The sequence below is a fragment of the Carnobacterium sp. TMP28 genome (assembly GCF_047553015.1).
GTDB lineage: Bacteria > Bacillota > Bacilli > Lactobacillales > Carnobacteriaceae > Carnobacterium_A.
Genome location: NZ_CP180212.1, coordinates 430,677 through 443,102, shown reverse-complemented (window position 1 = coordinate 443,102; position 12,426 = coordinate 430,677). Strand labels below are relative to the sequence as shown.

At 31.1% G+C, this 12,426-nt stretch carries 8 protein-coding genes; all 8 read right to left on the bottom strand.

Annotated features, from left to right (window positions below):
* Nucleotides 1-59: 59 nt before the first annotated feature.
* The 8 genes from bsh to dptG all read right to left on the bottom strand — a co-directional run bounded on the left by bsh (nt 60) and on the right by dptG (nt 12,424).
* Entirely contained in the window at nt 60-1,037 is a 978-nt protein-coding gene (bsh, locus tag ACMHYH_RS02170) for a choloylglycine hydrolase (protein WP_414839765.1), read from the bottom strand.
* Nucleotides 1,038-1,276: 239 nt separating this feature from the next.
* A complete protein-coding gene (locus tag ACMHYH_RS02165; RefSeq protein WP_414839764.1) occupies nt 1,277-1,843 on the bottom strand; it encodes a polymer-forming cytoskeletal protein in 567 nt (188 codons plus the stop codon).
* A 164-nt stretch (nt 1,844-2,007) separates the two neighbouring features.
* Nucleotides 2,008-2,400 (bottom strand): DUF956 family protein, encoded by a 393-nt coding sequence (locus ACMHYH_RS02160; protein WP_414839763.1) that lies wholly within the window; start codon nt 2,398-2,400, stop codon nt 2,008-2,010.
* Nucleotides 2,401-2,553: 153 nt separating this feature from the next.
* A complete protein-coding gene (locus ACMHYH_RS02155) occupies nt 2,554-3,465 on the bottom strand; it encodes a PTS system mannose/fructose/sorbose family transporter subunit IID (protein ID WP_414839762.1) in 912 nt (303 codons plus the stop codon).
* 21 nt (nt 3,466-3,486) lie between these two features.
* The gene (locus ACMHYH_RS02150) at nt 3,487-4,284 is read right to left on the bottom strand and encodes a PTS mannose/fructose/sorbose transporter subunit IIC (protein WP_414839761.1); all 798 of its coding nucleotides are present in this window, start codon (nt 4,282-4,284) and stop codon (nt 3,487-3,489) included.
* Nucleotides 4,285-4,317: 33 nt separating this feature from the next.
* Nucleotides 4,318-5,313, bottom strand: coding sequence for a mannose/fructose/sorbose PTS transporter subunit IIA (locus ACMHYH_RS02145; protein ID WP_414839760.1), 996 nt, complete (start codon nt 5,311-5,313; stop codon nt 4,318-4,320).
* 411 nt (nt 5,314-5,724) lie between these two features.
* Complete coding sequence (locus ACMHYH_RS02140; protein WP_414839759.1) at nt 5,725-11,091, bottom strand: helicase HerA domain-containing protein; 5,367 nt, start codon at nt 11,089-11,091, stop codon at nt 5,725-5,727.
* The gene (gene dptG, locus ACMHYH_RS02135) at nt 11,072-12,424 is read right to left on the bottom strand and encodes a DNA phosphorothioation-dependent restriction protein DptG (protein ID WP_414839758.1); all 1,353 of its coding nucleotides are present in this window, start codon (nt 12,422-12,424) and stop codon (nt 11,072-11,074) included. The genes ACMHYH_RS02140 and dptG overlap by 20 nt, the downstream gene beginning before the upstream one ends.
* Nucleotides 12,425-12,426 lie beyond the last annotated feature (2 nt).

The window sequence follows — 12,426 nt, the reverse complement described above, 5'->3', positions numbered from 1 at the left end:
CATAGATGAAAAAGGCTATTCCCCAATACACTTAGGGAATAGCTCTCTTTGTTATTATTTTAGTTATTTACATGATTGATTTGTTGCGTTTTAATGAGTTCAACTGTTATTAATTCATCTGAATCTAAGTTTTCATTATGCATATGAATAGCCGTCAATTGATTGTTTTCGTAAGTCTTATAATAATAAATACCTTTTTCTGTATTCACACAACAAGCATAAGAAGTAATATCGTTTTTTCCCTCTTTAGTAAGAGAACTGCCACGGACCATAGCTACTGAATCAAGAATATGGAAAAATTGTGAAAGATTTGCATTCTCATTATCCTCAGAAATAGCATTCATCTTATGGAAAGTCGCACGTACAAAGCGAGAGGCAGGAGAAACATCGCCAGGTAAACCTAAGCTCCCCATCCCAACTCCATAAGGTTTCAAGTCTATTTCTGAACTGAATCGGTCTGTAGGATAGTGTGCTGTAAGATTTAAATAATTAGCCATATTCATTTTGTGAAATTCAAACGGTGGATTATTCGTTAAGACGCCAAATGGATTGTCATGGATTCTTACCCCTTCTTCCATCGGTTCCACTACGATACACTGATCACGATCTGCAATCATCCAGTGCTGTGGCGCTAAAGGAATCTGTTCATTGAAAGGTACATTTACTATGTTCGTCTTTTGTAAAGCAGCTTTCGCTTCTTCTACTGTCGTACAGGTTCCTAATAACCAAGGAATCAGTTCAAATGGTGTGATGTTAATTTGACCTTGCTTTTCTTCTAAATAAACGGCATTTCCTGGAAAATTTAGCGCAGCTATTGAAAGACCTTTTTCATTAGTTGCTTCAGCGTATAGAGGGTAGTCCTCAATTACTGTTGCCATACCTATCATGGCATAGTGGCTCTCTAACTTCTTATATTTTTTTAAGTCAAAAGAAAATTTACGTGGTGTAATCACAACTTTTTCATTAAATGAATACTCAATATCCATGTTTCTACCAAAATAAAAATCAGTCTTTTTGTACGTTAAAGATGTGCACATCTTTATTCCTCCCATTTTAAAAAATAGTATCTAACCATTTAACCTATTCATGCGTAACTTTTTCACAAAAATCAGATTAAGTTGTTTACATAATCGTACCACAGAATACCTCTTGTCAGAAATCATATGAAAGAATTAGCCAGTTATGTCAATTCGTACTCAATCGATTGATAGTAAAAATAGCCCATACAACTTAACGTTGAATGGGCTATTCATTAAACTTTATTTTATTTAGAACATTATTTAGCTACTGTTGTTTCTCCAGTAATTGTTTCGCCATCAAAAGTTGATGCATCCATTAATTCTTGAGAATCAAATGTAACATTTCCTTCAACAGTTGAGTTAGCAAGAGTAAAGCCTTCTGCTTTAACAATGATATCGCCAACAACTGTTCCATTTTCTATTTTAAAGTTTGGAGACTCAACAGTAATTGTTGGTACAGTTAATGTGTACTCAGCTGTTACTGTACGGTCTTCATCTTGTGCATATAGAGCTAGTTTACGGTAAATATCTGCACTGTCGTCATCTTTATCATAGAAAGTTCCAGCAACAACTAGATCTTCCGTTAATGTAATATCATCGGTTGCTGCAAAGATCCAGCCACCATCTTCGCTAAGTCCCATAACTAAATCTTCTGGTTTACTACTAATTGATGCTCCTGCAACAACTTCTGTACTTTCAGCTGTTGATGATGAAGCAGCCATTGACTCTTTATCCATTGCCTCATCGTCACTTCCACAACCTGCTAACATGATGACAAGTGATGCACAAAGACCTAAAAATAATCCTCTTTTTTTGTTTAACATTTATACTACCTCCATTTTTTTTTAGTTATAAAACGATACTCACTTCTCTAAAAAAAGTGAAAGCGTATTAAAACCTTCTTAAACAGTTTACTATGTATTTGTGAATTAATCAACAAATAACCTAAAAAAACCTAAGATTTTTATCTTAGGTTTTACACATTAGTCTATTTATTTTTTTTTGCTGATCTTTTTGTCATAAAAGATTTAAAAGCGCGCTTAAGCACATCGAAGAACCCCAACGAATGGACAATATATTCTGGTTCGATGTATTCTTTTATTGCTCGAAGAACTTTTTTAGGTTTTTTCGAAGAGAATGTGTACGTTCCGTTTTTCTTTGTTTCGATAGCGTAACGCGGAATCCATTTCCCCTTAAACATCACAGAAGCAATAACCAGCTTAACTTCTTCCCACGGAATTTGAATGAACTTACGCGGATCACGCGCATGATAAAACTCAAACCCCTTGTCTCCTATCATAATCTTTCCATAATCTGTTAACCCAGTAAAAGCGGTGGCATCTATTACCAAATCTACCTTTGTATTAATTGATTCAACCATTTTATCCGCTCCGTTTCTTTTATCTTATTTCATCCATTATACCTTTTTTAAGAAGTTAAACCAATAAAAAAAGTGGCTGAGAACAAGCTCAACCACTCTAATGTATGCAGACTTTTTAATCTACAGATTTTTTATCGGTTTATCTTTTTGAGTTTATAGAAGTCCGATTAAATGTCCACCAATACCAACTACGAATAAACCAAGAATGATAATGATTGGGCTAACTTTTTTGTTTAATAACCACATACATAAGAATGTTAGTCCTAATGCTGCTAATCCTGGGATTAACTGGTCTAGGTTATTTTGTAAGGTTGTTACTTTTGTAGCAGATAAAGCCAAACCTGAGTTGGCTTGTTCAATTGCTTGACGCATGCCTTCTGCTCCTGCTGGAAGTTGATCCCATTCAATATAAGCACCTTTATCTAATTGAACTTCAGAAACAATTGGCTTAAAGCTAACTGTTACCCACCGCTGTACTAGCGAGGCTAGCACAAACATACCAAGGATAGAGGCTCCTTTAGTAATATCTTGTAACAATCCGCCTGAAAGGTCATCAGTAATTTTAGAACCCGCTTTGTAGCCAAGTTCTTGTGTATACCACATGAAACTCCAACGAATAGCATTCCAAGCTACGAAGAAAAGAATTGGTCCAAGAATACTTCCACCTAATGCTAATGATGCTCCTAGAGCACCTAGCATTGGACGTACAGTAAACCAGAATACTGGATCGCCGACACCAGCCAACGGTCCCATCATTCCTACTTTTACTCCTTGAATAGCTACGTCATCAACAGGTTGACCATTCGCACGTTCTTCTTCTAGTGCTAAAGTAACACCAATGATTGGTGAAGCAACATAAGGGTGAGTGTTAAAGAACTCTAAGTGACGTTTTAGTGCTGCGGCACGATCTTCTTGTGTTGTATATAATTTTTTAATTGCGGGAATCATTGAGAAAGCCCAACCACCATTTTGCATACGTTCATAGTTCCAAGAACCTTGGATAAATGTAGAGCGCCATGCAACGGCTAAACGATCTCTTTTAGTTAGTATAATTTTTTCTGCCATGTCTCTTCTCCTCCTTTAGGATTAATAATCGTTTAAGATGTCGCCGAGTGGATCGCCTGAGTTGCTTCCACCGTTTGATGAGCCGCCCATTTTAGAAAGGTTCAAGTAAATAAGAGCTAATGCAACACCAATTGCTCCGATTGCGATAAGAGTTAATTGAGAAATTGCTGCTACTACGAAACCAAGAATAAAGAATGGCCATACTTCTTTTGTTGCCATCATGTTGATAACTAGTGCATAACCAACTGCAACGACCATTCCGCCACCAATTGCCATACCTTCTGTTAACCATAAAGGCATTGACTCTAAGAAATTCTGAACTGTTGCTGCTGGAATGAATAAAAGTGCTGCTGCTGGAATAGCGATACGAACACCTTGCATACATACTGCGCCAATGTGTAATAATTCAATTTTTCTGAAATTTCCTGTTTCAGCTGCTGTGTCCATTAAGTGTACGATAGGTACAGCTAATGTACGAACAACCATTGTTAAGAAAAGACCTGCAACTGCTAATGGAATCGCAACTGCGATTGCTGCTGGAATACCGGCAACACCTTGTCCACCTAATACTAGAATAATTGCTGATGCAACGGATGCCAATGCAGCATCTGGTGCTACGGCTGCCCCAATGTTCGCCCAACCAAGTGCAATCATTTGAAGACTTCCGCCAAGAATGATACCGGCTGTTAGATTTCCTGTAACTAAACCGATTAATGTACATGCGACTAACGGTTGGTGAAATTGGAATTCATCTAAGATTCCTTCCATACCAGCTAGAAATGCAATAAATATTACTAAAATAATGGATATAATAGACATAATAGGCCTCCTATTTAATTTAATTTTGTTCTGTTATTTAGCGCGTGCTAATTCGTTTTTAGCTTTTTTAAGGATGTCTTCCATATTAGAACCTGAATCATTTGGTACTTTACGCACATCAAATTTAACGCCTTTTTGCTTCAATTGATTGAAAGCTTCTACGTCTTCTTTACTCATAGAAAGAACATTATTTACAACAACTTTTCCAACTGAGTGGGCCATTGAACCAACGTTGATTTCTTTAAAGTCTACGCCACCTTCAACTGCTCTAACAACATCTGTCGGGTTTTCAAATAAAATTAAAGCTTTTGTTGTACCAAATCGAGGGTCTTTAGAAATCTCAATCATTTTATTAATTGTAATAACATTCGCTTTAACACCTGGAGGAGCTGCTTGCTCAATTAATTTTTTACGAAGTACGTCTTTAGAAACGATATCGGAAACAACGATAATACGGTTTGGTTGAGTAGATTTTGTCCATGCTGTAGCAACTTGCCCGTGTAATAAACGAGAATCGACACGTACTAATACGTATTTGATCTGTCCATCACCAACAACTGTATTTGGTGGAAGGTGTCCTTTAGGTAAACCATCTTCTGCAACTTTGACACCTGCTGCTTCTGCTGGTTCTAATTCTTCAGGTCTAATTCTAATACCATCCTTAGCTGTTTCAAGAATGTGTGTTGCAATTTCATGAGCAGACGTCATAGATAAGCGAGAAGCGTATGCCTCAATTACCATTGGTAAATTCAACCCAGAAACGATTGCCCATTTCTCTTTATGGTCTTCGAACAATGTGTTCGCTTGATTAAATGGAGTACCACCCCATAAGTCGACTAAGAATAAAACTTCATCTTGGTCATCAAAAGAAGCAACAGCTTTTTGCATTTTTGCTTTTACATCTTCTGGTCCTTCACTTGGCATTAACGTAATAGCCTTGACGTTTTCTTGTTCTCCAAAAATCATCGCTCCAGATTGTAAGATGCCTTCTGCGAACTCGCCATGGCTTGCTAGTATAATTCCTACCATATTTCTACCTCCTAAATAATGTATTTTCCTTTTACTGATTTAGATGCAATCAACAAAATTAAGTGGCCTCTTTTTCGTTTTTTGAATCTACTTCTTAATAAGTTCCTCACTTCTAACAAAGCGCCTACTTTAAACCATCAAGGCTAAGATAAGCAATCCAATTAGATAGTTCAGTTCTTATCTATTTCATCAGTCACTTATTGTAATGCAAGTTCTGTGCCAACTTTAGTGTATTGCACTCAGATTACTTTAAAATCAACAGTTAGATGCCATTAAATAAACAAAACCGATACACTAATTAGTGTATCGGTTTTGCTTAGTTTATTATTCTTTGATACTGTAGTGTATCATGTGTATGAATTAAGATTTAATTATCAAAATACCATAGAGAATTTATGAAGTTTTTGTCAGCTATCTTTCTTCTAAAGGTGATATTTCAAGGACTTGAATAGTATTTTTCAACTCACCATTAACTATAGCTGGTCCACTCACTAAACATTGTCCTTTTTGTAAGTCAGATAACGTTTGTTCCAAACCTGATTTACTTTGGTTATCGCTTGATAATATTCCTGCTAAATAAGAAATTTGATCTTCTGTAGGTAAAAAATGAATTTGCTCCTGAGCGTTATACAAGCCACTCAAATCTCCTCCAGCTTTCTTTATAGCTGATAACGACTGAGTAGCAAACCATGCAGACCATCCAAATTTTCTACCTTCCTTCATAATTTTTGTAGCCGGCGAATCTGATTTATGATTTAAATTTTGAGCCTCATCCAATAGAATAGGTAATGGTCTATTCTTATTTCCAAAACTTACAGAGAAATTATACAAATCCCATAATAGAAATTCTGTTAAAATTCTTTGTACATTTTTTTGAAAGCCTACTAACTGAATAATATGAACTTCTCCCTTGTCATTGTAAACATTATTCCAGTTAAAAGAATCTTCTTTATATGAAAATGGATCTCTATCTAATAAGGGGCTAATCCTCCCTAGTAATGTTTTAGATCCACTATCCTCAGCATCAACTAACCTATTTTTTATATGAGTAAAGGTTAATTTTTCACCATTCATTGAATAAGTATCTGTTATAATTTGACCTAATAGATGTTTCTGTTGAATTCCTAAATCAAATACAAAATCAACAACTTGTACTGTTCTATCTACCATATCTTGTGTAGACTCATCAATTTTTGTGCCCGTACCTAAATCAATTTGCTGCTTTTTAAAAGGATTAATAGGTAATAAATCTGTATAGACAATGTATTGCTTCAATTTATCATCTAATCTATCAACAAAAACTTGTTCAAGCTGATTTTGAACGAACCCATTAGTATAGTCAATAACTAAACTAGATATTTTTTGTTTGGATAATTCATATAACATACACTGCATAAAATATGTTTTTCCTTGGCCAGATTTCCCGCTAATTAATAGATGACGATTTGCTAATTTAGGATGACCGTATTCCCAATAAAGTTTCTCATTGGAACCTTTTATATTTCCAATTAATATACGCGCTTCAGATAACTTATTATTTCCTGTATTCATTACACTTTTAACCTTTTCATCTACTATTTTATTAAACTCAGCAACTCCTTCTTTACTGTCTTCCAAATCAGAGTCTTCAATAGGTTCAATATTTACTTCTGTACTTGCTTCTGTACTTGCTTCTGTATCCAGTGATTCAATTGGCTCATCATCTATTACTTCAACGATCTTGCTATCTAAAGTTTCATTAGACTTAGTGTATAAGCTCTCACTAATTTCTGTATCTATTACTTTTTCGGTAGCTTCAACTTCAACCTTCAGTTTTTTATTAGCTAACATTAGGTGTTTTAATAGTTTATCACTTGGTAAGCTTCTTCTATTATTTTTTGTATCTTTCACAATTTTTTCTATAGGTGACTTAATATCTAAATATGCATCAGTCTCTGTAAAAGATACAATTGTGATTTCATTTTCAGGTTCTATATCTATTCTTCTATAGTGATTTTCATTTTTAAAAGAAAAAACCATTCCTTTACCATAAATTTCATTAATTTCTTCCGAAATTTCAAATTTATCATTCAGCAATTTTTCTCTATATTCATATACTTGTTTATAATCTTTATCTTCCCATAATCTATTATCAATAAATTTTTCAAGATTAGATAAATATATCTGAATAAAAAAGTTTCTATAAAACTTTTTCTTAAACAAAGTTTTATTTTTATCTACTAACTCATTTTTAAATATATTATATGTTTGTTTAATTTGTTTTTTTGCTTTTGTTAATACATTATTGTAATTCATACCTATTTTAACTTCTATTGGTAAAAAATGTACTTTGATATCTTCTGTATCCGTAATTTCGACTCCCATGAAAAGTAAGTCGTCAGATGTAGCACCATTATAATCAAGTATCTTATTACTAAATAAATCAGAACTTTTATCGAGTCCAGCCATCCTAGATACACGTAAAATTTCTTCTAAGGAAATTGGAATCCAATAAAAATTAGGAGAGTCTAATATTGCAAGGGCATTCTTATAAGCTGATATAATACTTAATTTTTCTCTTATAATATTAGGATTCTTTTTTTGACCAATAATATTAAGTAGCCACTCACCATTTAATATATTAAATGATCGTATAATATTCTCAATATCATCCTCACTATACTCTTTATGGTAACGATAAAGATTTTCTTTTAATACATCCTCGTACTGATAGATTTTTTTAGTGATAGTGATAGATTCATATGACTGTGAATTTGTTTGATCCGTATAATGAATAATAAATAAATCTTGATTATTATCAGTAAAGTAGCTTAAATCTACATTAGGATTGACAAATGTCACCCAACTACTGTTATCAAAAACTTCTTTTAAATCTTGATAATTAATAGTTTGTATATTATTAACAACTGATTCATTTCTTCGATATGTGTTTATTCCTTCGCTTCTTACAGCTAATGAAAAACTATTCCACAAAGACATAAAAGTAATTAAATCACTTGAATTCCGGTCTCCATCTGTACCAAAACCAGTTAAATATTCTTGATCATTTTTTGTAAAAACCATACTATTAGTAAGTCCTGATAGTGAATAATTCATTAATAATTTATCTGTTTCGTAACTACTTTGTCTAGGGGTCTCTTCAAATTTATAAAAAGTGATATGATAATAGTGATCTTGTGATGCATTGTAGAATACATTTATTTTATTCTTTATTGTATCAATCAAATCAACTTCACTATATAGACCGTTTGTGTAATTTTTTAATTTTTTTCCGAAAAATTCTTCAAATTCTAATGTACTATTAATAGAAAATAAATATTTAAAGTCAGAGGTATTTATTGACTGATTTGTTTGCACATAAATATTAATAGTATTTAAGTTCTTTAATGACGTTCCTGCTTTTATACCCGATAAAATATAATCAATAACACCAATTAAAATTTCTTTTTCGTCAGTTATGTTAATAATTTGAATATTTAAAGCTATTTCAGGTGTTACTTCAAAAAGATATTTAAAATGCTTATAAAAATCTTTCAACTTTGAAGAAACTATATTACGCGTATTATATGATAATTTATTTTGTTTCCCATCTAACGCATTATAAAATAACCATCTCGGTATTTCTTTGTCATAGTAAGATTCATATAGCTTATTTTCTTCTTCAATAAAAGGTAACAAATTTTTTGAATTTAATCTGCTAATAATGGATTCAGGTAATTCTTCTGATGCAATTTCTGTATCTAGTATTTTATTATACACAATCAGCATAGGGTTAATTGGACTTACTAAAATAATATCTTTATCTTTATCGTATATTTGTCCAATTTTAAATATATTTCGAATCTGTTCTTCTATTCTTTCATTTTCTTTAAGGTCACTCAATGTTTTACTAATTATTCTATAGATATTATTTATTGCTTCTGAAATATCATCCTTAAGAGAACAAATACTCAAAAGAGTTTGTTCATTCTTACATACTTCAAATAATTTTAAATAAGCTTCTTTAACTTCTAAAGGTAATTCTATATCTATTTTTGTTAACTCATTTTGTTCCATACTTGCATAGAATATATTATCTTCAATTAATTTATTTTCATATTCCAAAAATTGTTTGTGTTTTTTAAATGGATAGTACGTAGATGTTCCTTGATTCAGTTGTCCTAAATTATACTGCATTTCTTCTGCATTTTCTCTTCTATATTTCTCAATCGAAATTGCACTTTTAGGAATATTTATTGGACTATTATCTTGCATGGATATAGGCAATGCTAGATTATTGTATATTAAATTAAAATCTATATTTATTTCATCTGTTTCATTTTGATACTTTTTAAAGTCGATTTCACTAGAAATATCTGATGATAATTCTACATTCTCACCTTTTCGACGCAGAATCACTCTCTCTGTTATTTCTCCATTTCCAACAATCAAACTTTCTATATTATTTATAATTTCAATCTGTTGTTTCTTTTTACTAACTGAGATTTTATAATTTGTTTTTATTTGATTTATCAGATTTGAATCAAATGGAAGAATAGTAAAACTAAATTTGAATGTTAAAGGATTTAAGTTTTCATGTTTATAAGTGATTAACCCAAAATAAAGACTTTCTGAATCATAATCTTTTATACTGATAACTAAATTTTTTCCAGTTGTATCATATGAAAATTCAGGTTCTCTAAGCATATAATTATTTTTATAAAGATAAGTATTCGTTTTAGTGTATGAACTTTTTTTAACAGAATCATCAAAAGGAAGCCTAAATGTGATATCTGTTAGAGAAGGATTTACAAAAATAATTAAATTTCGTTGCTTTCTTTTTGTTACTGACTTATTCAGATCTGTTTCGTTTGATTTATCCCAAACTTCAAAACCTTGATTCACTTTACTCAAATTCTCTTCAAGATAATTTATTTTTGTTTTTTTTACTTTTTTTAATTCCTCTTCTCCTTTCTTTACAGACTCGTAATCAATTTCCATCCAATTTGACTTTGATAGCTTATTAATTAGATTTTCTCCATCAACTATACCTGTTATTCTATCTTTGACATTTTCACTGGTATGAAAATTTTCAATTTTACTATAGATTTCTTTATTTTCTTTTAATCTTTTTTTGATAACATCTTCATCACTTTGATAAGTCTGTATCTGCTCATCAAAAAAATAACCTAATTGATTGTAATTATCTGGAGTTAAACTTTCTTGATATAATAGTGAATATACAGACTCAAAATCTAATAAGGTAAGTCTTGTCATATCTTCTGTTTCTTTAAAATTTTCATCTACAATCGTTTGTAAAACTAATTTTTCTACTGTTGATAGATTCGTACTTTTTATTTCTTCTCGAATATCTCTTCTCATTGTATTAGGATGAAAAGGACTCCCTGTTTTAGTTAAGCTCGATGCTCCACCAACTATACTATCTAATACGTCATCACACACAAAAAGCAACGCTGTATTTTCCCAAATACCTTTTTGCTCGCCTACTTTATTTCTTAAGGTAACTAAAAAATCATTGGTAACCTTTTCATCTGTATTTGCAATAACTATTTTCAAGTTATTTACCATAAAAGATACAGTTGAATAATCTATATCCTCTAAATAAAGATTAAATTCTTTAGTTTTTTCTAATTTTTGATTATTAAAAGCATCGATGAAATAGTTTACTTCCCTTTGATCGTTTAAAGTAATATAATATCTATCTCCTGCATTTATCGAGGTGGTTTCCATCCATTTTAGTAGCTTTTTAATTAAGAAGTTATAATATTGGTTTGACATATTGTGCATCCCCACTATCACTTTTTTTATCTAATAAATTCATTCTTTCATACATATTAATAATTTCTCCCTTAGTAAGACGATCGAAGAACATGCCTCTTAATTCAAAACCTTTAAATACATCTTTCAAAAGTTTGGGCTTTTCTCCCACTATGAGTCCAGTAAATAAAAGAACCAGTTCCTCCGTAGCATTCAAAACATTTCCTAACCGTCCTCTGTTCCTTAAAAAATATAATTTACCAATCTCTTCTACTGATAACGGGAAACGACTTCTAGTTTCAGCACTTAAATCTTCTAATAACCATTTACTCAATAATGATACATTACTAGCTAAATCATTATTTTTAAAATCATTATTATCATTTTTATCTTTTATAAATTGATATTCTTCTAAAAATTGCGCAAGATTTAACGTTAATTTTTCCTTATAAATAAACATTGGATCCAGTATCTCAGAAATCAAATAATATTTTTCAGTATTAATGAGCATATTTAAATAATCAAGTAGATCGTTGTTAACTAGCAAATATTTATTTTCTTCTTTAATTTTATTAAATCCATTTCTGATAGATTCTCTTGTTCCGGAAACTTTTTCTGTATCTAATGCATAATACATTGGTATTATTTCATTATTATCTTTTTTCTTCCCTATCTTTATAATCGTTTGAGTAACATAAAAAAAGTAATAATATCCTAAAAATAAATCAATATACTTAATACAAAAATCTTGGTAATCTAGCAAAAGTTCTAAATCTTGTTTCATTAATTTTCTGTAATAATTCTCGTTAAAAAATATAAAATTTCTACTCGTCCCTTTTTTTTCTGGAATAATAGGTAAGGTATCAATAACTATTCCTTCTACTACATTCTTTATTTTTTTAGAAGAAATAAACTTTATCCATTTTTCACTGTTTCTTAAATCAAATAGCTTGTTAATAAATACGCCAACTTCAATCTCACCTTTTTTTTCTCTATCACTATTTATTAATGGCTGAAAGGATAACACATATGGATGATTTATAGCTATCAAAGAATCTATATTAAATAGTTTTTGGATGAGTTTGTCTTTATCTAAATCCTCATTAACTATCAACTTATTGCTAATATTTTTTTTATATTCATCATAATCTATCATGAATTCATTTTGTTTATCGAGACTATCTTTAGCTACTACTCCTAATACTCCTTTAAAACCCTCTGAATATTTTGCTCTTTCTGGATTTCTAGTATAAAAAGGTAGTAATTTACCTACGAAATTTCGTTCATAAGTTATTTTTTTTTGAATGTGTTTAATTTTTAATTTCTCTATTAATTTAACTACTTCTGGGTTCACTC

Excerpts from the sequence above, each read along its gene's own strand:
- bsh (WP_414839765.1), bottom strand. The coding sequence starts at position 1,037 with ATGTGCACATCTTTAACGTACAAAAAGACTGATTTTTATTTTGGTAGA.
- ACMHYH_RS02165 (WP_414839764.1), bottom strand. The coding sequence starts at position 1,843 with ATGTTAAACAAAAAAAGAGGATTATTTTTAGGTCTTTGTGCATCACTT.
- ACMHYH_RS02160 (WP_414839763.1), bottom strand. The coding sequence starts at position 2,400 with ATGGTTGAATCAATTAATACAAAGGTAGATTTGGTAATAGATGCCACC.
- ACMHYH_RS02155 (WP_414839762.1), bottom strand. The coding sequence starts at position 3,465 with ATGGCAGAAAAAATTATACTAACTAAAAGAGATCGTTTAGCCGTTGCA.
- ACMHYH_RS02150 (WP_414839761.1), bottom strand. The coding sequence starts at position 4,284 with ATGTCTATTATATCCATTATTTTAGTAATATTTATTGCATTTCTAGCT.
- ACMHYH_RS02145 (WP_414839760.1), bottom strand. The coding sequence starts at position 5,313 with ATGGTAGGAATTATACTAGCAAGCCATGGCGAGTTCGCAGAAGGCATC.
- ACMHYH_RS02140 (WP_414839759.1), bottom strand. The coding sequence starts at position 11,091 with ATGTCAAACCAATATTATAACTTCTTAATTAAAAAGCTACTAAAATGG.